20 protein-coding genes are annotated in these 22,661 nt (G+C 46.6%); 10 read left to right on the top strand and 10 right to left on the bottom strand.

Translation table 11 applies throughout. The features are described from left to right. The 8 genes from atpE to glmU all read left to right on the top strand — a co-directional run bounded on the left by atpE (position 1) and on the right by glmU (position 7,230). Positions 1-258, top strand: a complete 258-nt coding sequence (gene atpE, locus A6D97_RS07955; protein WP_004411110.1) for a F0F1 ATP synthase subunit C — start codon at positions 1-3, stop codon at positions 256-258. Positions 259-317: 59 nt separating this feature from the next. Then, complete coding sequence (atpF, locus tag A6D97_RS07950; protein ID WP_010433231.1) at positions 318-788, top strand: F0F1 ATP synthase subunit B; 471 nt, start codon at positions 318-320, stop codon at positions 786-788. A gap of 15 nt (positions 789-803) precedes the next feature. Beyond that, complete coding sequence (atpH, locus tag A6D97_RS07945; RefSeq protein ID WP_010433233.1) at positions 804-1,337, top strand: F0F1 ATP synthase subunit delta; 534 nt, start codon at positions 804-806, stop codon at positions 1,335-1,337. Positions 1,338-1,350: 13 nt separating this feature from the next. Continuing rightward, positions 1,351-2,892, top strand: a complete 1,542-nt coding sequence (gene atpA / locus A6D97_RS07940; protein ID WP_017063023.1) for a F0F1 ATP synthase subunit alpha — start codon at positions 1,351-1,353, stop codon at positions 2,890-2,892. 48 nt (positions 2,893-2,940) lie between these two features. Next, the gene (atpG, locus tag A6D97_RS07935) at positions 2,941-3,807 is read left to right on the top strand and encodes a F0F1 ATP synthase subunit gamma (RefSeq protein ID WP_017058793.1); all 867 of its coding nucleotides are present in this window, start codon (positions 2,941-2,943) and stop codon (positions 3,805-3,807) included. A gap of 34 nt (positions 3,808-3,841) precedes the next feature. Next, positions 3,842-5,245, top strand: coding sequence for a F0F1 ATP synthase subunit beta (atpD, locus tag A6D97_RS07930; protein WP_017058792.1), 1,404 nt, complete (start codon positions 3,842-3,844; stop codon positions 5,243-5,245). An 18-nt stretch (positions 5,246-5,263) separates the two neighbouring features. Further along, a complete protein-coding gene (locus tag A6D97_RS07925) occupies positions 5,264-5,686 on the top strand; it encodes a F0F1 ATP synthase subunit epsilon (RefSeq protein WP_017058791.1) in 423 nt (140 codons plus the stop codon). A 182-nt stretch (positions 5,687-5,868) separates the two neighbouring features. Next, positions 5,869-7,230 (top strand): bifunctional UDP-N-acetylglucosamine diphosphorylase/glucosamine-1-phosphate N-acetyltransferase GlmU, encoded by a 1,362-nt coding sequence (gene glmU / locus A6D97_RS07920; protein ID WP_065584157.1) that lies wholly within the window; start codon positions 5,869-5,871, stop codon positions 7,228-7,230. Positions 7,231-7,354: 124 nt separating this feature from the next. On the opposite strand, the gene punC is transcribed toward glmU, so the two are convergent. Continuing rightward, complete coding sequence (gene punC, locus A6D97_RS07915; RefSeq protein WP_017063021.1) at positions 7,355-8,566, bottom strand: purine nucleoside transporter PunC; 1,212 nt, start codon at positions 8,564-8,566, stop codon at positions 7,355-7,357. Positions 8,567-8,729: 163 nt separating this feature from the next. On the opposite strand from punC, the gene punR reads away from it, so the two are divergent. Next, positions 8,730-9,644, top strand: a complete 915-nt coding sequence (punR, locus tag A6D97_RS07910; protein ID WP_017067697.1) for a DNA-binding transcriptional activator PunR — start codon at positions 8,730-8,732, stop codon at positions 9,642-9,644. Between the two features lie 100 nt (positions 9,645-9,744). On the opposite strand, the gene ilvA is transcribed toward punR, so the two are convergent. From ilvA to ilvG, 5 genes are read right to left on the bottom strand one after another with little or no spacing between them, the layout of a single operon-like run. Continuing rightward, positions 9,745-11,289 (bottom strand): threonine ammonia-lyase, biosynthetic, encoded by a 1,545-nt coding sequence (ilvA, locus tag A6D97_RS07905; RefSeq protein WP_065584156.1) that lies wholly within the window; start codon positions 11,287-11,289, stop codon positions 9,745-9,747. A gap of 3 nt (positions 11,290-11,292) precedes the next feature. Beyond that, the gene (gene ilvD, locus A6D97_RS07900; protein WP_065584155.1) at positions 11,293-13,134 is read right to left on the bottom strand and encodes a dihydroxy-acid dehydratase; all 1,842 of its coding nucleotides are present in this window, start codon (positions 13,132-13,134) and stop codon (positions 11,293-11,295) included. A gap of 33 nt (positions 13,135-13,167) precedes the next feature. Further along, positions 13,168-14,136, bottom strand: coding sequence for a branched-chain amino acid transaminase (locus tag A6D97_RS07895; protein ID WP_065584154.1), 969 nt, complete (start codon positions 14,134-14,136; stop codon positions 13,168-13,170). A gap of 12 nt (positions 14,137-14,148) precedes the next feature. After that, the gene (gene ilvM, locus A6D97_RS07890) at positions 14,149-14,433 is read right to left on the bottom strand and encodes an acetolactate synthase 2 small subunit (protein ID WP_017055442.1); all 285 of its coding nucleotides are present in this window, start codon (positions 14,431-14,433) and stop codon (positions 14,149-14,151) included. Position 14,434: 1 nt separating this feature from the next. Continuing rightward, the gene (gene ilvG, locus A6D97_RS07885; protein ID WP_017058784.1) at positions 14,435-16,081 is read right to left on the bottom strand and encodes an acetolactate synthase 2 catalytic subunit; all 1,647 of its coding nucleotides are present in this window, start codon (positions 16,079-16,081) and stop codon (positions 14,435-14,437) included. 472 nt (positions 16,082-16,553) lie between these two features. Here ilvG and A6D97_RS07880 point away from each other — a divergent pair, with 472 nt between their 5' ends. Then, complete coding sequence (locus tag A6D97_RS07880) at positions 16,554-18,077, top strand: YifB family Mg chelatase-like AAA ATPase (protein ID WP_017058783.1); 1,524 nt, start codon at positions 16,554-16,556, stop codon at positions 18,075-18,077. Between the two features lie 62 nt (positions 18,078-18,139). Here the strand turns inward: A6D97_RS07880 and A6D97_RS07875 are convergent, their stop codons facing one another. From A6D97_RS07875 to ccoG, 4 genes are all read right to left on the bottom strand, one after another. Beyond that, on the bottom strand, positions 18,140-19,096 hold the full coding sequence (locus tag A6D97_RS07875; RefSeq protein ID WP_065584153.1) for a DUF2860 domain-containing protein: 957 nt from the start codon (positions 19,094-19,096) through the stop codon (positions 18,140-18,142). A gap of 139 nt (positions 19,097-19,235) precedes the next feature. Then, positions 19,236-19,835 (bottom strand): thiol:disulfide interchange protein DsbA/DsbL, encoded by a 600-nt coding sequence (locus A6D97_RS07870; RefSeq protein WP_017063015.1) that lies wholly within the window; start codon positions 19,833-19,835, stop codon positions 19,236-19,238. 55 nt (positions 19,836-19,890) lie between these two features. Next, positions 19,891-20,877 carry a serine/threonine protein kinase gene (locus A6D97_RS07865; protein WP_065584152.1) on the bottom strand — a complete coding sequence of 329 codons (987 nt, stop codon included), beginning with the start codon at positions 20,875-20,877 and terminating at the stop codon, positions 19,891-19,893. A gap of 73 nt (positions 20,878-20,950) precedes the next feature. Further along, positions 20,951-22,369 carry a cytochrome c oxidase accessory protein CcoG gene (gene ccoG, locus A6D97_RS07860; protein WP_065584151.1) on the bottom strand — a complete coding sequence of 473 codons (1,419 nt, stop codon included), beginning with the start codon at positions 22,367-22,369 and terminating at the stop codon, positions 20,951-20,953. Positions 22,370-22,661: the final 292 nt, after the last annotated feature.

The raw sequence follows: 22,661 nt of genomic DNA, 5'->3' as shown, positions 1-22,661 counted from the left end.
ATGGAAACTGTACTAAGTTTTTCAGCAATCGCTGTTGCTATTATTGTTGGTCTTTGTGCCGTAGGTACTGCAATTGGTTTTGCTATTCTTGGTGGTAAATTCCTAGAAGGCGCTGCGCGTCAACCTGAAATGGCTCCAATGCTACAAGTTAAGATGTTCATCATCGCTGGTCTACTGGATGCTGTTCCAATGATCGGTATCGTAATCGCACTACTATTCACGTTTGCTAACCCATTTGTTGGTCAACTAGCAGGCTAATTAACTCTTTAATAGTTAATTAAATTTTTGTAGTTGATTCTTAACGAGGGGTAGCTGTTGTGAATATGAACGCAACTCTGCTAGGTCAAGCAATTGCTTTTTCACTGTTTGTTTGGTTCTGCATGAAATATGTATGGCCACCAATCATGCAAGCAATTGAAGAACGTCAGAAAAAAATTGCTGACGGTCTTGTAGCCGCTGAACGCGCTGCTAAAGACTTGAACCTGGCACAAGCCAACGCTTCTGAGCAAATGAAAGAAGCAAAGCGCACTGCAACTGAGGTTATTGATCAGGCAAACAAACGTAAAGCTCAAATTATTGATGAAGCACGCGAAGAAGCTCAGGCAGAACGCCAGAAAATCTTAGCGCAAGCTGAAGCAGAAATTGAAGCAGAGCGTACACGTGCCCGTGATGACCTGCGCAAACAAGTCGCAACTCTGGCTATAGCTGGTGCTGAGAAAATCCTTGAGCGTACAATCGATAAAGATGTACACGATGATCTTCTTAACAACATTACTGCAAAACTTTAAAGCAAGGGGCTGTATATGTCTGATTTGACTACAATCGCACGCCCCTATGCTAAAGCAGCGTTTGACTTTGCGGTAGATAAAGGTGAGCTAGACCAATGGGGTCAAATGCTTACTTTTGCTGCCGAAGTGGCACAAAATGATGATGTTCACAATTTATTAAGCGGCTCTATGACTGCTGAAAAATTAGCTGAAGTATTCATTGTAATTTGTGGCGAACAATTTGATGAATTCGGCCAGAACTTAATTAAAGTGATGGCAGAGAATGGCCGCTTAATGGCTTTTCCTGATGTTTGTAAAGAGTTCTTTATACTCAAAAAAGAGTATGAGAAAGAGATCGACGTTGAAGTTACTTCAGCTGTTGAACTTTCTGAAGAACAACGCACAAGCATTATCAGCAAATTGGAACTGCGCCTTGCGCGCAAAGTTCAGCTGAATTGCAGTATAGATGAGACTCTACTTAGTGGAGTTATTATTCGAGCCGGAGACCTAGTCATCGATAACTCAGCGCGCAGTCGTTTAGACCGCCTGAGCGATGCATTGCAGTCTTAATGGGGATTGGAGCATGCAACTTAATTCCACTGAAATTAGCGATCTAATTAAACAACGTATTGAATCTTTCGACGTTGTTAGTGAAGCTCGCAATGAAGGTACTATCGTTTCTGTAAGCGATGGCATCCTTAGCATCCACGGCCTAGCGGACGTGATGCAAGGTGAAATGATCGAACTACCGGGTGGCCGTTACGCTCTAGCACTGAACTTGAACCGTGATTCGGTTGGTGCTGTTGTAATGGGCCCGTATGCTGACCTACAGGAAGGCATGAAAGTTACAGGTACTGGTCGTATTCTAGAAGTACCAGTAGGTCCTGAAATGCTTGGTCGTGTTGTAAACACGCTAGGTGAGCCAATTGATGGTAAAGGTCCAATCGAAGCTAAATTGACTTCGCCTGTAGAAATTATCGCACCAGGTGTAATCGACCGTAAATCGGTAGATCAACCTGTTCAAACTGGTTACAAGTCTGTTGACTCAATGATCCCTATCGGTCGTGGTCAACGTGAACTAGTAATCGGTGACCGTCAGACTGGTAAAACAGCAATGGCGATCGATGCGATTATTAACCAAAAAGATTCTGGTATTTTCTCTATCTACGTAGCTATCGGCCAAAAAGCGTCGACTATTGCTAACGTAGTTCGCAAACTAGAAGAGCACGGCGCACTAGCAAACACTGTTGTTGTTGTTGCATCGGCTTCTGAATCTGCAGCGCTGCAATACCTTGCACCGTATGCTGGTTGTGCGATGGGCGAATACTTCCGTGATCGCGGTGAAGATGCACTGATTGTTTATGATGACCTATCTAAGCAAGCTGTAGCTTACCGTCAAATCTCGCTACTACTTAAGCGTCCACCAGGTCGTGAAGCGTTCCCAGGTGATGTTTTCTACCTTCACTCTCGTCTACTAGAGCGTGCTGCTCGTGTAAGCGAACACTACGTAGAAGAATTCACTAAAGGCGAAGTGAAAGGCAAGACGGGTTCTTTAACTGCTCTTCCTATCATCGAAACGCAAGCTGGTGACGTATCTGCATTCGTACCGACGAACGTAATCTCGATTACCGATGGTCAGATCTTCCTACAAACTGAGCTATTCAACGCGGGCGTACGTCCAGCTGTTGACCCTGGTATCTCAGTTTCTCGTGTAGGTGGTTCGGCGCAGACTAAAATCATCAAGAAGCTATCTGGCGGTATCCGTACTGCTCTAGCTCAATACCGTGAACTTGCAGCATTTGCTCAGTTCTCTTCGGATCTTGATGAAGCGACTAAGAAGCAGCTAGACCACGGTCAAAAAGTTACAGAACTGATGAAGCAGAAGCAATACGCTCCTATGTCTGTATTTGACCAAGCTCTAGTAATCTTCGCTGCAGAGCGTGGATACCTTCAAGACGTTGAACTTTCTAAAGTTCTAGACTTTGAAGCTGCTTTACTGTCGTTTGCTCGTGGTCAATATGCCGATCTAGCAACACAGATCGACACAACGGGTGCTTTCAATAAAGAAATCGAAGCTGAGCTGAAGAAGCTTGTTGACGATTTCAAGGCAACCCAGACCTGGTAATTGGTAGGTGGTCTTAGGGCCACCTCATACCATTAACGGAGAGTAACGATGGCCGGCGCAAAAGAGATACGTAATAAAATCGGTAGTGTTAAAAGCACACAGAAGATTACGAAAGCAATGGAAATGGTAGCAGCTTCAAAAATGCGTCGTTCTCAAGACGCAATGGAAGCTACTCGTCCATATGCAGAAACAATGCGTAAAGTGATCGGTCATTTGGCTAATGGTAGCCTCGAGTATAAGCATCCTTATCTTGAGGAACGTGAAGCCAAACGTGTTGGTTACATCATCGTTTCTACAGACCGTGGTCTTTGTGGTGGTTTGAACATTAACTTGTTCAAAAAAGCCATGAACGACATGAAAGATTGGTCTGAGAAAGGTGCTGACGTTGAACTTGCAATTGTAGGTTCAAAAGCGACAGCATTTTTCAACAACAGCGGCGCGAAAGTAGCAGCTCAAGTTTCTGGTCTGGGCGATCGCCCAAGCCTTGAAGACTTGATTGGCTCTGTAAGCGTTATGCTGAAGAAATATGATGAAGGCGAATTGGATCGCCTGTTCGTAGTGTTCAACAAGTTTGAAAACACTATGGTACAAGAACCAACGATCGATCAATTACTTCCTTTGCCTAAATCAGACAGCGAAGACATGAAACGCGATCATGCTTGGGACTACATTTATGAGCCTGAGCCAAAACCACTACTAGATGCACTACTGGTTCGCTACGTCGAATCTCAAGTATATCAAGGTGTGGTCGAGAACCTTGCTTGTGAGCAAGCGGCTCGAATGATTGCTATGAAATCAGCAACAGATAACGCTGGTGACATTATTGATGACTTAGAACTTGTGTACAACAAAGCGCGTCAAGCGGCAATTACACAAGAACTTTCTGAGATCGTTTCAGGCGCAGCTGCGGTTTAAGCTTAGGTAAAACTAAATAGTTAGAGGATTAACGATGGCTACAGGTAAGATCGTACAGATCATCGGTGCGGTAGTCGACGTAGAGTTCCCACAGGGTGAAGTACCTCGTGTATACGACGCTCTGAATGTTAATGAAGTACAAGAACGTCTAGTTCTTGAAGTTCAGCAACAACTTGGCGGTGGCGTAGTTCGCGCAATCGTAATGGGTAGCTCTGATGGTTTACGTCGTGGTTTGACAGTTGAAAATACTGGCGCTCCAATCTCAGTACCAGTAGGTACTAAGACATTGGGTCGTATCATGAATGTCCTAGGTGACGCGATTGATGAGTGTGGCGAGATTGGTGCTGAAGAGCATTACGCCATTCACCGTGAAGCTCCAAGCTACGAAGAGCAGTCTAACGAGACAGCTCTTCTAGAAACTGGTGTTAAAGTAATCGACTTGATTTGTCCATTCGCTAAGGGTGGTAAAATCGGTCTATTCGGTGGTGCTGGTGTAGGTAAGACCGTTAACATGATGGAACTTATCAACAACATCGCACTTCAACACTCAGGCCTATCTGTATTTGCAGGTGTAGGTGAGCGTACTCGTGAAGGTAACGATTTCTACTTTGAGATGCAGGAAGCAGGTGTTGTAAACATCGAAAAACCTGAAGAATCAAAAGTAGCGATGGTTTACGGTCAGATGAACGAGCCACCAGGTAACCGTCTACGTGTTGCCCTGACTGGCCTAACAATGGCAGAGCGCTTCCGTGACGAAGGTCGTGACGTTCTACTGTTCGTTGATAACATCTACCGTTACACACTAGCAGGTACTGAAGTATCAGCACTTCTAGGTCGTATGCCTTCTGCGGTAGGTTACCAACCTACACTGGCTGAAGAAATGGGTGTTCTACAAGAGCGTATCACGTCAACTAAAGCTGGTTCTATCACGTCTGTACAGGCGGTATACGTACCTGCGGATGACTTGACTGACCCGTCTCCAGCAACAACGTTCGCTCACTTGGATGCAACGGTTGTACTTAACCGTAACATCGCATCTATGGGTCTATACCCTGCGATCGACCCGCTAGATTCTACTTCACGTCAACTGGATCCATTGGTAGTTGGACAAGAGCACTACGACATCGCTCGTGGCGTTCAGTCTACTCTTCAGCGCTATAAAGAGCTGAAAGATATCATTGCTATCCTAGGTATGGACGAGCTATCTGAAGAAGATAAGCAAGTTGTATCTCGTGCTCGTAAGATTGAGAAGTTCCTAACTCAGCCTTACCACGTAGCGGAAGTATTTACAGGTGACCCAGGCATTTACGTACCTCTTAAAGAGACTCTACGTGGCTTCCAAGGTCTTCTATCTGGTGAATACGATGACATTCCAGAGCAAGCGTTCATGTACTGTGGTGCAATTGACGAAGCTATCGAGAATGCTAAGAAGCTATAAGGCTAACTAGGAGGCGATATGGCAGCAATAACCTTTCACCTAGACGTTGTAAGTGCAGAGAAACAAATTTTCTCAGGCCTTGTTGAGACGTTTCAGGTGACCGGTAGTGAGGGTGAACTTGGTATTTTCCATGGTCACTGTCCACTGCTGACCGCTATCAAGCCTGGCATGGTGCGTATTGTTAAGCAGCACGGCCACGAAGAAATAATTTATGTTTCTGGTGGTATGGTAGAAGTTCAGCCTGGTACAGCAACTGTACTGGCTGATACAGCTATCCGTGGTGAAGAGCTAGACGCAGCAAAGGCGGAAGAAGCTAAGCGCAAGGCTGTGGAGAATATCCAAAATCAGCATGGCGACATAGACTTCGCACAAGCGGCCGGTGAACTGGCTAAAGCCATTGCTCAGTTACGAGTTATCGAACTGACAAAACAGCGTCGTTAATCTTTTTAAGATTACAGACTCTGAGATAAAGGCGACCTAAGGGTCGCCTTTTTGCATTTTTAGATTCTCAAAAATGCTTCTTTTACGTATCACTACCGGTTAAATGGTTATTGCGATTTAATTTTTTGCCCAAAAACGGTTACAATATCGGCTTAATAAAAATAACGTTGGATAGGTTTACAATGAAGTTTAGCGCGGTAATTCTCGCGGCGGGCAAAGGCACTCGCATGTATTCAAACACACCAAAGGTTCTGCACACACTTGCGGGTAAGCCAATGGTGAAACATGTTATCGATACATGTAATGGTCTAGGCGCTCAAAACATCAACCTGGTTTACGGCCACGGTGGTGATCAGATGAAGGCTACCTTAGCTGAAGAATCTGTAAACTGGGCACTGCAAGCTGAACAGCTCGGCACAGGTCACGCTGTGGATCAAGCATCTGCACATTTCGCTGATGATGAAAAAGTATTGGTGCTCTACGGTGATGTTCCACTAATCTCACCTGAAACCATTGAAAACCTATTAGACGCTCAACCAAACGGTGGCATCGCGCTACTTACTGTCGTGTTAGACAACCCGATGGGCTACGGACGTATTATTCGTCGTAATGGCCCTGTTGTGGCTATCGTTGAACAGAAAGATGCAACGGATGAGCAGAAGCTTATCAAAGAGATCAATACCGGCGTTATGGTGGCGACTGGTGGCGATCTGAAGCGCTGGTTGTCAGGTCTAAGCAACGACAACGCACAGGGTGAATATTACCTGACTGACGTTATCGCTGCGGCTCACGACGAAGGTCGTGCAGTTGAAGCGGTACACCCAGTAAGCCCAATTGAAGTGGAAGGCGTTAACGATCGTTCGCAACTGGCTCGCCTAGAGCGCGCTTACCAAGCTACGCAAGCCGATAAGCTATTGAAGCAAGGCGTGATGCTACGCGACCCTAGCCGCTTTGATCTACGCGGTGATCTGCAGTGCGGTATGGATGTCGAGATCGATACTAACGTTATCATTGAAGGCAGTGTCAGCATTGGTGATAATGTGGTTATTGGTACGGGATGTGTACTGAAAGACTGTGAGATTGACGACAACACCATCGTTCGTCCATACAGCGTTATTGAAGGGGCAACGGTGGGGGAAGACTGTACCGTTGGTCCATTCACTCGACTACGCCCTGGTGCAGACATGCGTAACGATTCGCACGTTGGTAACTTTGTTGAAGTGAAGAACACTCGCCTTGGTGAAGGTTCTAAAGCGAATCACCTAACGTACTTGGGCGATGCTGAAATTGGTCAGCGTGTAAACGTAGGGGCGGGTGCAATTACTTGTAATTATGATGGTGCGAATAAGTTTAAGACCATCATTGGCGACGACGTATTCGTTGGTTCAGACAGCCAATTAATCGCGCCTGTTACGATTGGTAATGGTGCTACCGTTGGAGCTGGCTCTACAGTGACGCGTGATGTGTTGGAAAATGAGCTGGTTATCAGCCGTGCGAAAGAACGTAAGATTGCTGACTGGCAGCGTCCGACTAAGAAAAAGTAGTCTCTTAATAAATAAGATGATTTAAATGAAAGTCAGTAGTACCGCTACTGGCTTTTTCTTATTTATCTAGATATAAAAAAAGAGCGAGTAATCTCGCTCTTTTTTGTTTTCGTTAACTTAGAAACTAGTCTTGTTTCTCGTCAGCGACTACTCGAGAGTTGTCAGGTGTCGCGAAGTGTTCAGAAAGCTCTTTGTTCGAAACAATATAGCCAACCCACAACGCACCCAAACAGATCACAACGGCAATACCCGTCGCGCTTAGTGCTTGGCTAGCCATTGCCGCGACCAATGCACTTGATAGGCCACTGATACTGATTTGCAGGCTGTTTTGTAGACCAGCAGCTGTTGCTGGGCTTTGTTTAGCGCTTGATAGAGCACGGTTTACTACGATTGGGTAAAGTGCGCCGTTTGCGACAGCAATCAAACAGAAAGGCGCAAGTAGAGGCCAGATTGACGTCAGTTCCCACTGTGATGCGATAAAGATAAGCATCGCCGCTACACTGAACAAACCGATAAGGTTTCTTAGTACAACGCCATCGCCATATTTCTTCACTGCTTGCTTACCGAAGTAACCACCCGCCATGAACGCGATTGTTTGTGGGATAAAGCTCAAACCGATGTCTTTTGCTTCATAACCTAGTTGAGCCATGATCTCTGGCATACCCGTTAGGTAAGCGAAGAACGCTGCAGATGCTGAAGCAAACATTAAGACATTACCCATGTAAGGCTTTGATTTAAGCAACATCTTGATGTCTGTCTTAATCGATGTCTGTTTTACTTCAGGCGCTTCTTTTGGTTGAGCCATTGTTGTCGCCACTAGCAGTGCACCCATCAAGGTTAATGTGATGAAGATGCTGTGCCAGCCAAAGCTATCCGCCAGTAACACACCTAGCTGAGGTGCTAATGCAGGAGATAGCGCAACCAAAGGCATGATGGTTGCAAAAATTTGTTGGCTACTGCTTTGTGAGTAACGCTTGATAACCATTGCTTGCCAGATTACCGCAGGAGCACATACGCCGATCGCTTGAATGAAGCGCAGTGTCAGTAGATGCCATACCTCGGTGCTGAATGCTAAGCCGAATGAAGCTGCAGTAAAGATAACAAGACCAACCGCCAGCGTATTACGGTGACCATACTTGTCACTCGCCAGACCCCAAAGAAGCTGACCCATTGCCATACCGCCAAGGAATACCGTTAAAGACAGGGCAATCTGCTCTGGGCCGGTTGCGAAATCAACTTCCATTGCCTTAAATGCAGGAAGGTACATATCGGTCGCAATAAAGCCAAGCATTGAAAGAACTGCAAGGTAGACCAATTGAAATTTAGAAATATTCATAAGATGCCATTAAGCTAAAGGTAGTGATGTTTTTATCATCAAAAAAATTGTTTGATATACAGAAGTGAAAGCCCCTGTTTATTTATGCTGACATTCTATTTTTCGAACCTGATAAAATAAAACGCTAAAATATGTGGTTATCAATCAAAAAATTTGAAGGCTTATGTTCTCTAAATCCTCTTTAGAAATGCTCGATACGGTAGCTCGCTTAGGCAGTTTTACTGCGGCGGCAGAACAATTGCACAAAGTACCATCGGCGATCAGCTACGGTGTTAGGCAGGTTGAGCAAGAACTGGATGTTCTACTTTTCAGACGTTTACCAAGAAAAGTAGAGCTGACACCGGCAGGTGAATTGTTCATTGAAGAGGCACGTGCGTTACTGAGACAGATGGAAGAGGTCAGTGCCCAGACTCGCCGAGCAGCGCGTGGCTGGAAGAAAACCTTGCGCCTAACGCTCGATAACGTGGTTAAGCTCGACAAAATGAAGCCGATGATTGAAGAGTTCTACCAAACCTTTGAGTTTGCAGAGCTTCAGATCAACATGGAGGTGTTTAATGGCTCTTGGGAGGCGATTGCACAGGGCAGAGCGGATATTGTGATTGGTGCGACCTCGGCGATTCCGGTCGGCGGCGACTTTGAGGTTAAAGATATGGGACGCCTAGATTGGGCGTTTGTGATGTCGCCAAGCCACCCGTGTGTGCGAGAGCAAAACCTCAATGAAGAGTTTGTTAGCCAGTATCCCGCAATATGTTTGGACGATACCTCTAGTGTGCTCCCTAAGCGACACACAGGCCACTACTCAAGTCAAAGACGCCTGTTGTTACCCAATTGGTATAGCGCAATTGAATGCCTTAAAAATGGAGTAGGGGTGGGTTATATGCCGAGGCACATTGCCGCGCCAATTATCGAACAAGGCTTGCTGGTGGAAAAAATACTGCCTGAACCGAGCCCGCAGAGTCATTGTTGTTTGGTCTGGCGAAAAGACGATAACCATAAACTGATCGAATGGATGGTGAAGTACCTAGGATCGAGTGAGCAACTTCACCAAGATTGGTTGGATCATCGCAAGGCGATCTAATGATCTGTTTACAAGAAGATCCTTTTCAAGCTTAAGCTGAATCAGCATCAATAAAAAGAGCGAGTAAAAACTCGCTCTTTTGGGTTTGATAGTTTAATTCTTAAGACAAGAAGAACTTGTAGGAAGGGTTATCGGTTTCATCTTTACACTGATAACCAAGCTCTCGTAAATGTGTTGAGAACTGAGCTAAATCATCATCGCCAAGTTCGAAGCCACACAATACGCGACCATAATCGGCACCGTGGTTACGATAGTTGAACAGGCTGATGTTCCAGTGGGTACCTAAGGTATCAAGGAACTTAATCAAGGCTCCTGGGTATTCAGGAAACTCGAAGCTGTATAGGCGCTCTTTCAATGGTTTTGATGGTTTGCCACCAATCATGTAACGAATGTGCAGTTTTGCCATCTCATCATCAGAGAGATCGACAACCGGGTAGCCGCCCTCACGTAAGTCATTGATGATGTGTTCGAGTTCTTCTTGACCACCTTGTAGGCGTACACCAACGAAGATATTCGCTAGGCTTTCGTCGTTGTGGCGGTAGTTAAACTCAGTTACCGCTCGACCACCAATAATATTACAGAACTCTAGGAATGCTCCTTGTCGCTCTGGAATCGTAACCGCAAGTAGACCTTCTCGCTTCTCACCTAGTTCACAACGTTCAGAGACATAACGCAGACCGTGGAAGTTGGTGTTAGCACCAGACAATACCGTTGCTAATTGCTTGTCTTGCAGTTGGTTCTGTTCAGCAAACTTTTTCAAACCAGCCAGAGCAAGCGCTCCTGAAGGTTCAGCAATCGCACGAGTGTCTTCAAAGATGTCTTTCACCGCAGAACATATCTCATCGCTAGAGACTGCAATGTGACCGTCAATGTACTGTTGGCAAAGACGGAATGTCTCTTCACCAATGCGTTTAACCGCAACACCATCAGCAAACATACTGACCTGATCCAGTACCACAGGTTCACCGGCATCGAGGGCCGCTTTTAAGCAAGACGAATCTTCTGGTTCTACTGCAATGACTTTAATCTCTGGCATCAGCTGTTTTACTAATACAGCAACACCCGCAGCTAAGCCACCACCACCAACCGGCACAAAGATGTAATCCATATGACCATTCTGCTGCAGCATCTCCATACCCATGGTGCCCTGTCCTGCAATCACCAGTGGGTGATCGAAAGGCGGCACAAAGGTAAAGCCATGTTCAGCAGAAAGACGCTCGGCTTCTGCCTTGGCCTCATCAAAGTTGCTGCCGTGCAGAACCACGTTACCGCCAAAGCCACGTACCGCATCAACCTTGATGTCTGGCGTGGTTTTTGGCATCACAATCGTAGTCTGAATGCCCAGCTTAGAGCCAGACAGAGCCATACCTTGAGCATGATTACCCGCCGATGCAGCAATCACACCTGCGGCTTTTTGCTGCTCAGAAAGGCTTGATACCATGTTGTAGGCACCACGTAGCTTGAACGAGTGGACCGGCTGACGGTCTTCACGCTTTAGCTGAACCTGATTACCAATGCGAGCACTTAAGCGAGGCATCTCTTGCAGAGGTGTCACGATTGCGGCTTCGTAAACTGGCGCTCTCAGGATCTGACGCAGATAATCTGCGCCAGTTTGTTTTTGGGGACTGACCGTGTCATCACTCATAGACTAGCCCTCTAGCTTAGACTTATCACGCACGGCGCCTTTGTCGGCACTGGTTGCCATGCTTGCGTAAGCTTTCAGTGCGAATGAAACTTCACGCTGACGGTTTTCTGGTTTCCAGCCTAGTGCGTCTTGCTTAACACGACGCGCTTCTAGCTCGGCTTCAGGCACATCAAGTGTGATTGAACGGCTAGGGATGTCGATAGTGATGATATCGCCAGTGTTTACTAGACCAATCACACCGCCACTTGCTGCTTCTGGAGAAGCGTGACCGATAGACAAACCGGATGTACCGCCAGAGAAGCGTCCGTCAGTTAGAAGAGCACAAGACTTGCCTAGACCCATTGATTTTAGGTAAGTGGTTGGGTAAAGCATTTCTTGCATGCCCGGACCACCTTTAGGACCTTCGTAACGAATAACAACCACTTCGCCCGCTTTCACTTTGCCACCTAAGATGCCATCAACAGCACTATCTTGGCTTTCAAATACGATAGCTGGGCCTTGGAATTTCAGGTTTTCTTCATCAACGCCTGCTGTCTTAACGATACAGCCATCAACCGCGATGTTGCCCGAAAGAACCGCCAGGCCGCCTTCTTGGCTGAATGCGTTCTCTTTAGTACGGATACAACCTTCTTTACGGTCGTCATCAAGACGATCCCAACGGCAATCTTGTGAAAATGCTTTGGTAGTACGAATGCCTGCAGGGCCAGCACGGAAGAACTTAAGCACTGCTTCGTCTTCTGTCTGCATGATGTCGTATTGAGCTAGCTGCTCTTGCATGCTTAGACCAAGCACTGTGCGAGTCTGGTTGTTCAGTAGGCCAGCACGATCTAATTCACCTAGGATAGCCATTACACCACCAGCGCGGTGAACGTCTTCCATGTGGTATTTAGGCGTTGAAGGTGCAACCTTACATAGGTGTGGAACGCGGCGAGACATCTCGTCGATATCACCCATATCAAAGTCGACTTCACCTTCTTGAGCTGCTGCCAATAGGTGAAGAACGGTGTTACTCGAGCCACCCATTGCGATATCTAGAGCCATTGCATTTTCAAAGGCTGCGCGGTTCGCGATGTTACGAGGCAGTGCTGATGCGTCATCTTGCTCGTAGTAACGCTTGGTTAGGTCAACGATGCGCTTACCAGCATTGATGAATAGCTCTTCACGGTCTGCGTGGGTTGCTAGCATAGAACCGTTACCTGGCTGAGATAGACCAAGCGCTTCTGTTAGACAGTTCATTGAGTTCGCTGTGAACATACCTGAACATGAACCACATGTCGGACATGCAGAACGCTCTACTTGCTCACTTTGCTCATCAGAAATGGTTGGATCGGCACCTTGGATCATTGCGTCAACAAGGTCTAGCTTGATGATTTGATCGGAAAGCTTAGTTTTACCCGCTTCCATTGGGCCGCCTGATACAAAGATCACTGGGATGTTAAGGCGCATTGCTGCCATCATCATTCCCGGAGTGATTTTGTCACAGTTAGAGATACACACCATCGCATCCGCACAGTGTGCATTGACCATGTATTCTACTGAATCCGCGATAAGCTCACGTGATGGCAGTGAGTACAGCATGCCGCCGTGGCCCATTGCGATACCATCATCGACTGCGATGGTGTTGAATTCTTTAGCGATACCGCCCGCTTTCTCGATTTCACCCGCAACCAGTTGACCCATATCTTTAAGGTGAACGTGGCCTGGTACGAATTGAGTGAACGAGTTTACAACTGCGATGATTGGCTTACCGAAGTCATCATCTTTAACGCCAGTTGCACGCCATAAAGCGCGCGCACCAGCCATGTTGCGTCCGTGGGTAGTCGTTGCTGAACGATAGATTGGCATTGCTTAAATCCTTATAAAATATTTGGCTGTTGCTTACTTAGTTGTTTGCGTTTGGTTTTCTGAAGTTTGGCCTGCTGGATAAACGTAGTCTAACCAGCCCCACTTATCTTCAGTGGTGCCATTGAATAGACCAAAGTAAGCCGCTTGAACTTTTTCAGTGATAGGACCGCGTTTGCCTTCACCTACTGTAATTTTGTCTACGCTACGAACCGGAACGATTTCCGCCGCTGTGCCTGTCATGAATACTTCATCAGCAAGGTATAGCGCTTCACGAGCAATGTTCTCTTCACGGATCTCATAACCCATGTCTTTTGCTAGTGTCATGATCGAATCACGCGTGATACCCGGCAGAATCGCACTGGTCGCTGGTGGTGTCGATAGCACGCCGTTACGTACCACAAAGATGTTCTCACCAGCCCCTTCAGAAAGGTAACCATCAACACTCAGTGCGATGCCTTCATCGTAACCATGACGGCGAGCTTCGCCACCAACTAATAGTGAAGATAGGTAGTTACCACCGGCTTTTGCTGCGGTTGGGATCGTGTTTGGAGCGGCACGGTTCCAGCTAGAAATCATTGCATCAACGCCGTTTTCTAGTGCTTCTTCGCCTAGGTAAGACCCCCAAGGGAAAGCAGCGATGATCAGTTCCATCTCAGTATTTTCTGGCGGGCAGACACCCAAACCAACGTTACCTACGAAACCTAGAGGGCGGATGTACGCTGACTCTAGCTTATTTTGGCGTAGCGTTTCGCGAGTCGCTTCCATAATTTCTTCCTCAGTGTAAGGAATAGGGAAGCGATAGATTTTTGCTGAGTCTTTTAGGCGCTTAGCATGTTCAGGGTGACGGAAGATAACCGGCCCTTTTGGTGTGTTGTAACAACGAACACCTTCAAACACAGAAGTACCGTAGTGCATTGCGTGAGTCAGGACGTGAACGTTCGCCTCTGCCCAAGGAACCATCTCACCGTTAAACCAAATATAGTCTGCTGTTTTAGCTGTCATGTTTGCGGTTCCTTATGCGTTTATCTTTTGTTGTAAGTTGTTGTTTGGCAGTTCATTACGGCTGATCGAGATAACGTCAACGGTACGCACATCCCACAGCTTTTCGATTTGATTGACCAAAAAAGAGATTGGACGGTCACTGTCTACAATGATCTCTACACTCGCCACTTTACTTTCGTGGTTTTGAGTGCCCGCGACTTGCTTAACAATAAAGCCACGGTGGCGGATAACACGAAGAACACGCTCTAGTAGTACAGGCTTATCATCGGCTTTGATGTCTAATAGGTATCTTTTCATGTTATGTGTTCTCCAACATCTCACTGTTTGAAGCACCTGGCGGTACTAGTGGCCATACGTTCTCTTCTTCATCGATAAGAACATGAAGTAGGTAAGCGGTTTTGCTTTCTAGCATCTCTTTCAGTGCTGGCTCTACTTCTTCTTTGCGCGTGATGGTTTTACCCGGGATATCGAACGCTTTCGCTAGCATCACGAAGTCTGGGTTGTCATCTAGGATGGTTTCACTGTGGCGGCCATCGAAGAACAACGATTGCCATTGGCGAACCATACCCAAGCGAGAGTTGTTTAGAAGCACCATCTTCACTGGGATTTGGCGGCGTTTCAGTGTGCCAAGCTCTTGCACGTTCATCATGAACGAGCCATCACCAGAGATTAGAATAGATTGGTCATCAGGACGCCCAACCGAAGCACCCATTGCAGCTGGCAAGCCAAAGCCCATGGTGCCTAAACCGGCAGAGGTAATGAAGTTCTGTGGATCGCGAGGCTGAATGTGCTGAGCTGCCCACATTTGGTGTTGGCCCACATCAGTCGATACGATAGAGCTTGCTGGCATCATGTCTGACAGTTGCTTCAACAGCAGTGGAGCAAAAATCAGATCACCAGGGTGGTCGTAACGCCATTTGAATGAGCTACGAAGACCTTCAGAGTGATGAACCCAAGAGGAGATGTCTTGGCTTAGCTCTAGTTGAGGCATGATCTTGTTGATGTCACCGCGAATTGGCGCATTGGCAAGACGCAGTTTGCTGAACTCAGCGGCATCGATATCGATATGGATAACCTTAGCATGCGGCGCAAAGGTATCGAGTTTGCCAGTTACTCGGTCATCAAAACGAGCACCGACAACAATCAACAGGTCACTCTCTTGAACCACAAGGTTAGCGGCTTTAGTGCCGTGCATACCCAGCATGCCAAGGTAGTGTGGGTCGTCACGTTCGATAGTGCCCAAGCCTTTCAGTGTGCTTACTGCTGGCATTGGGTTTAGGCGTAAAAACTCACGAACCGCATCGGTTGCTTTAGCAAGTTGAACACCACCACCTACGTATAAAACAGGACGGGTCGCTTGAGACAAAAAGTACTGTGCCTGTTCAATGGCATCAGTTGTCGCAACAGGAATTGCGGGTGGAGTAAATTCAGGAAGAGCGTTAACAGGTGCTTCTGCTAGTTGAACGTCTTTAGCGATATCGACGATAACCGGGCCAGGGCGGCCAGACTTTGCTACCACAAAGGCTTCAGCGAGGGTTGGAGCTAGCTCTTCAATATCAGTTACTAGGTAGCTGTGTTTAGTACATGACAGAGACATACCAATCACATCCATTTCTTGGAATGCATCGGTACCAATGTGGGAACTTGCAACCTGACCTGTGATAGCAACCAATGGGATTGAATCCATAAAGGCATCAGCAAGGCCAGTGACTAGGTTGGTTGCACCTGGTCCCGAGGTTGCCATACAAACAGCGACATCTTGTGTTGCTCTAGCCATGCCGATCGCGGCCATAGCGGCGCCTTGCTCATGGCGACATAGGATATGTTCAACCCCGCCGTCATAGAGTGCATCGTAGATTGGCATGATGGCACCACCGGGGTAACCAAATACGGTCTCAATTCCTTGTTGCTTGAGTGCGGATACGACTAGTTCTGCGCCTTTCATCGGAATTCTCCCGTATTACCTTTATTTTGGTAACTGTTTCCTTTGTCTCTGCACATCTTGTGCTCCCATTCTTCCTGTAAATCGGCAAAGCCGAAAATGCTCAAAAATATAAAAATCGAATGTTTAAATTAGAAAAAACCCCCGGACTTGTCAGTGCGGGGGTTTTTTCTAATTCGTGGTTACTTTCTTCCCACTCGCCCCCGCGCAGTCTTAATAATGACTACGATAATCAGGTTAATCAGTGCGTAAATGCGAGCGTTAAAAATCATAATATTCGAGTTTTCTCGTTTATTGTCTTCAGTAAATGTCTACATCTCTAGTGTTATCACACAAATCTGCCGCATGACAAGGGAAATGTCATTCTTTTTTCACATTAAAATACCATTCCACCAAGCTATATAACAACCTTATCGCTTTGGTGAGCAACGAATATCCAGAGCGAATACTTTTAAATCAAAGACAAAGGAAAGTTATGGGACTCGCGATAATTCATAGCCGAGCTAGTGTGGGTGTAGAGGCGCCAGAAGTGACCGTTGAGGTGCATATAAGCAACGGAATGCCTGGCTTCACGCTGGTGGGTCTACCTGAAACAACGGTCAAGGAATCTAAAGACCGAGTGAGAAGCGCGATCATCAATTCTCGCTTTGAGTTTCCATCGAAAAGAATCACGGTCAATCTCGCCCCAGCCGATTTGCCCAAAGAAGGTGGCCGTTTTGACCTGCCCATCGCGCTTGGGATTTTGGTGGCGTCAGATCAGCTTCCGACATCAAAAATAGCTCAACATGAATTTATCGGTGAGTTGGCATTGTCAGGAGAACTTCGCTCGGTAAAGGGCGTTTTGCCTGCGACGTTAGCCGCCGACAGTGTAGAGCGATGCTTAGTTGTCCCACATCATAACGGTGATCAGGCTGCGCTGGTGGGCAAGGGAGCGCATAAATCTGCACAAACCTTGTTGGAGGTTTGTGCTGACATGTGTGGACAGGCTCAGCTTGGGCTATATAGAACGGAACATCATCAGGCTGATGTTTCAGTGCTTCGCGACCTACAAGATATTATCGGCCAACAACAAGGCAAGCGAGCTCTAGAGATAGCCGCTGCTGGGAATCATAACTTATTGTTTCTTGGCCCACCCGGAACCGGAAAAACTATGCTCGCTTCTCGACTGCGTGACCTATTACCTGAAATGAGTGATGACGAAGCGATGGAAACCGCGTCGGTGGCCTCGTTAACGCAACAAGAAATCAATCAATACAACTGGAAGCAACGACCTTTTCGCTCTCCTCACCATTCCAGTTCAATGGCGGCATTAGTGGGTGGTGGTTCGGTGCCTCGCCCCGGAGAGATCTCTTTAGCGCATAACGGCTTATTGTTCTTAGATGAGATGCCGGAGTTTGAGCGCAAGGTGCTTGATTCATTACGAGAGCCACTAGAGTCGGGCGAGATCATTATCTCCCGTGCTGCGGGCAAGACTCGTTTTCCTGCGCGTTTTCAATTGGTCGGTGCACTTAACCCAAGTCCAACGGGTTATTACGAAGGTAACCAGGCGCGCGCCAACCCACAGATCATCCTGCGTTACCTCAATCGCTTATCTGGGCCCTTGCTGGATAGGTTCGATATGTCATTGGAGATACCTCTGTTGCCAAAAGGAATGTTGGCCGAAGGCGGTGATCGCGGTGAAACCACTCAAGTAGTTAAGCAAAGGGTTAGGCAGGCGCGAGAGTTAATGCTATCTCGCAACCATAAATCGAATGCACTGTTAGGTAGCCGAGAAATTGAGAAGTATTGCCCACTGCGACGCGAAGATGCAGAGTTTCTTGAGACAGCACTACATCGCTTGGGTTTATCGATTCGTGCTTATCATCGAATTATTAAGGTGGCACGAACCATTGCCGACCTTGACGGTAACGAGCAGATCGAAAAGAAACATCTATCAGAAGCGCTAGGCTATCGCGCGATGGATCGCTTGCTGAAACAACTCACGGCTCAAGCTGTCTAGCAAGCAGAAAAAGCCTGCTTAGATGCAGGCTTTCGTTGGATTGCAGTTCATACTCGCTAAGGTTAGAACTTGTAGTTCAAGCCAACTGAAACTATATATTGAGACTCGTCGTAGAAGGTAATGTTCGAGTCGCTGGTGCCGTAGCCTGCCAGTGAAATAAACGACCAGTTTTCCCAATCCATGAATTGATCATACTCATAGGCGGCGAATAGGTTGATATTGTCGTCGCTGCGTTTCTTGTCGTAGATCGGGTTGCTCGCATCGTAAGAGCGTTGGCTGTAACCCGCTGTTAGTGCGTACTGGTGACGCCCCATGCCACCAAACAAGCTTACCTCACCACCGAATTGGTCGTAAGATTCAGCTTTACCATCAGCATCACGTGTTTGATAGATGACGGATGGAATAAGCATCATGGTACGACTGAGTGGCAGGCGATATTGACCTTTCAAGTAGAGAGTATTGGCATCTCGTTTGAGCTCTTGATCTTGAATATCATCCTTGTCGACATCTTTGGTTGCATAGGCCATGTCTAGCGAGAAAGCTGAGCCCGCAATGTTGCTTAGCTTCAAACGAAACGCATTGCCAGTTTCATCGGTCTTGGTGCGAGCTGATGTGGTGTTGTATGGATCAGCCCAAGTTTCACCAGACATAATGGTTGGCAGCAGTGAAGCGTCGATCACCATGCCTGACTCAAGTTGGTATTTGTAACCGACTTCGAGAACTACAGTACCTGTTGCTACATCATCTCGCGCGGTACCTGTGTATACCTGATGGTTTAGCTTTTCACCAAAGGTATAAGCAACACTACCTAAAGGAGCAACCAGAAAAGAGCTTTCCGAAGAAGCCTTCTGATCTGTGGATGAAAGATTGCTATCAGCATCGGTATTAAAGTTCGAGGTGGAAGAGGTAACCCCGGTATTGAGAGAGATTTCACCACTGAAACCTTGTTGGTCTGCAAGCTTGGCAAAAGCGGGAGAAGCCGCAACGCTCAATGCCAAGAGAGTTATTTTTATTTTCATTCAAGGGCTCCTTGCCCACCGGTTCTTAGGACGGGTTATTAATAGCAGTAAAGCTTTAAACTTCCAGGTTAATTATTTATCAATAATGATTTTTGAACTAGCAAAAAAAAGGAAGCCGAAGCTTCCTTTCATCAATGGCTTACTTCTTTAATAAGAAGTTCACGAGCTCGAAGTACTCATCAAGAGAGTTGATACCCTGAGCTTCTACTAGGTAGCGGTTGTTAACCACAACAGCGGGTACACCTGAAAGGCCGCTGTCTTTGAATGCTTTGTCGAAGCGACGAACCATAGAATCTACAGCAAAGCCGTTATACGCAGCATCGAATTTCTTCGCATCAACGCCTTCGTCTAGGAAGATTTGACGCAGTTCTTCTTCATCACGTGGTGGCTTGTTCATTGTGTGGATGCGGTTAAACATCACTGGCACCATTTTATCTTCAACTTTCAGTGCAATCATTGTCGCGTAAGCTTTGCTCATTGGCAGACCCATGTTGCCACCCATGAATGAAACATGGTTCTTCTGTAGCTTAGCGTCTTTAGGTAGCTGTTGTTTTAGCTGCTGGATGATTGGCTCAAAGCTATTACAGTGTGGGCAGTAAAAAGAGAAGAACTCTGTCACCATTGGTTTTTTTGATGCTTCTAGGTCGAGAACTTTGTAGTGTTCACCTTCGTTAAATTTCGCAGCGTGAGCGGTAAGGCTCAACATGATCAATGAGAAAAATGCGAATAGCTTTTTCATTTATCCAATCTCCATTATGTTTGAATTTTTATCTAGTTGTATGTTGCGATTGCTGTTACCACTGAGGCATTAACGAAAGTGGTGGCTCTTGCAGGGTAGCAATTTGCTCTTTACAAGCAAGTACTTGTTGCTCCCAATATTTCGGATCATTAAACCACGGGAAGGCCAGAGGAAACGCAGGATCGTGCCATCGTTTCGCCAACCATGCCATGTAATGCACCATACGTAGACCGCGTAGTGATTCGATTAGTTTCAGTTGTGCGGTATTAAAATCGCAAAACTCTTGGTAACTCTCTAGCAAAATATCCAGTTGCATCAGCTTATCTTGGCGCTCGCCATTGAGCAGCATCCACAGATCTTGTATCGCAGGGCCGTTACGTGCGTCATCAAGATCGACGAACATTGGCCCATCGCGCCACAAAATATTGCCAGGGTGGCAGTCACCGTGCAGGCGGATATTCTCAATGTTGCTCGGCCACTGGCTCTCTAGCTCTTTGATCAGAAGGTCAACGTCATTGAAGAAGGCATTTTCTAGGTGCGTCGGGATAAACTGAGAGTTCTCTAGAATCTTACGTGGCTGATAAAGGTATTCATCTAAGCTGATGGTCGGGCGATGCTGGAATGTTCTTCCCGCGCTGGCTTTATGAATACGACCAAGAAAGCGTCCTACGCCTTCCAATTGATCTAGATTGTCAACTTCATACTGTCTGCCGCCAACACTTTCAAATAGTGCAAATAGGTAGCCTTGGTATTCATGTAAGGTTGCATCGTTGATTCGCATTGGAGGCGCAACCGGCATCTCTTGTTCGATAAGCTCGAGTGCGAAGTCATGCTCTTCTTGGATCTGTGCCTTGTTCCAGCGTTGTGGACGGTAAAACTTAACGACGTAGCGCTTACGGTCTTCATCGGTGAACTGATAGACACGGTTTTCGTAACTGTTGAGAGCGAGAAGCCCGGATTCAGCGCGAACTCCGATGCTCTCCAGTGCGTACCACATGAAGTCAGGAGTCAGGTTATCAAAGTTAAAGGCTTGCATCGTCATAGAATAAAAAAGGCTCATTACTGAGCCTTTTTCCATTTATTGGGTTGTTATACCAAGCACTACGGTGCGGGTATCAGAGCTTCTTGATAAAGCGGCTTTCGACTTCCATCGTAAACTCTTCATTATCCGAGAGTATAAACTGAATTGTCGAAACTGGTGAGCTCAGTTTTTCTGGGTCGGCGCCCAAACTGATAGGTAGGTTCAAAACCTCGCCTGGATCGACAGTAATCGTCTGTTTACCATACCAGATAGAATCGGGCAGTCCGCTAACATCGAGTTTGTACTCTTGCTCTTGTTGAGTCTTGTTGATCACTTTCAAGGTGTAGGTGTTTTCAACCAACCCTTGGTTATTGACTCTAAACAGTTGGTTTCGGTCACGCAGAACACTTAGGCCGGCAGGATCAACGCTCGCGATTTGGGCGAAGAACAAGCCCAGCATCACGATCAAGATAGCGCCATAGCCCAACAGCTTGGGACGCATTACCTTGGTCGAGTGACCTTCAAGTCTGTGCTCGGTGGTGTAATTGATCAGGCCTTTCTCATAGCCCATACGCTCCATCGTGTTGTCACAGGCATCAATACACGCGCCGCAGTTAATACACTCGTATTGCAGGCCGTCACGGATATCGATACCCGTAGGGCACACTTGTACACACAGATTACAGTCAATACAGTCGCCTAGACCAAGCTCTTTTGGATCGGCTTTACGAGAGCGAGGGCCACGGCTTTCACCACGTTCTGTGTTGTAACCCACGATGAAGGTGTCTTTATCGAACATTGCCGACTGGAAACGCGCGTAAGGACACATGTGCAGACAAACAATTGAACGCATCCAACCCGCATTGGCATAAGTACATCCAGCAAAGAACAGTACCCAAAACACCGGCCAGAAAGACGAGTTAAAGGTAAAGAAGCCAACCACTAACTCTTTGATTGGGATGAAGTAACCAACAAAGGTTAAGCCCGTCGCAATGGCAATCGCCCACCACGCAATGTGTTTGAGGGTTTTTCTGAGGATTAAATTGCTCGTCAGTTTGCCCGAGTCTTGTTTTCTTCGCTTATTGGCAGCGCCTTCTAGCTTCTCTTCGAACCAGATATACATGAAGGTCCAGACGGTTTGCGGGCATAAATAGCCACACCAGACGCGGCCTAAGAAGGTGGTTATGAAAAACAGGCCAAACGCGGCAATCATAAATAGGATCGCGAGTAGGGTCAGATCTTGCGGGTATAAGGTGGTGCCAAAGAAGTTGAACTGTTGGCTGCCGATATCGAGCAAGATCGCTTGACGTTCACCAAAGGGAATCCATGGGATAAGCGCAAAAAGTAAAAGTAAGAACCAACCGCCATAGCGACGCAGTTGTTGGAATTTACCTTTGCTTTCTCGAACATAGATTCGGTTACTTGGGTTAAATCGATCTCCATTACCTTTATGTGTTTTCGGGTTAAAGGTTTTAGGAGTCACATCTTTGATATCGATTTTATCCTGACTCATGGACTATCCTTTTTGTGGCTTGTTTGCCCGGTTAAGTCGGGCATGACGACATTACTTGAAAGTATGGTTTAGAGAACCTGTTGAAATTGAGCTTGGTGCATTTGTTGTTATCGCACTCACTCTTATTATTTTAGAAGATTCTTATGGATGGCGATTATAACGACAATCTTGTTCTCATTTCTTTAACGCTATCAACCTTTAACAACAAAAGTCATAACAGTTGTGACGAAAAAATAGCGAACAGAAACAAAAAAGCGACCTGGTGGTCGCTTTTTAAAATTGAGTGTTTTAT

The sequence above is a fragment of the Vibrio sp. ZF57 genome, from assembly GCF_001691235.1.
Taxonomy (GTDB): domain Bacteria; phylum Pseudomonadota; class Gammaproteobacteria; order Enterobacterales; family Vibrionaceae; genus Vibrio; species Vibrio crassostreae_C.
Note: the sequence above shows the minus strand (reverse complement) of the source record. Positions and strands in the feature narration are given on the sequence as shown.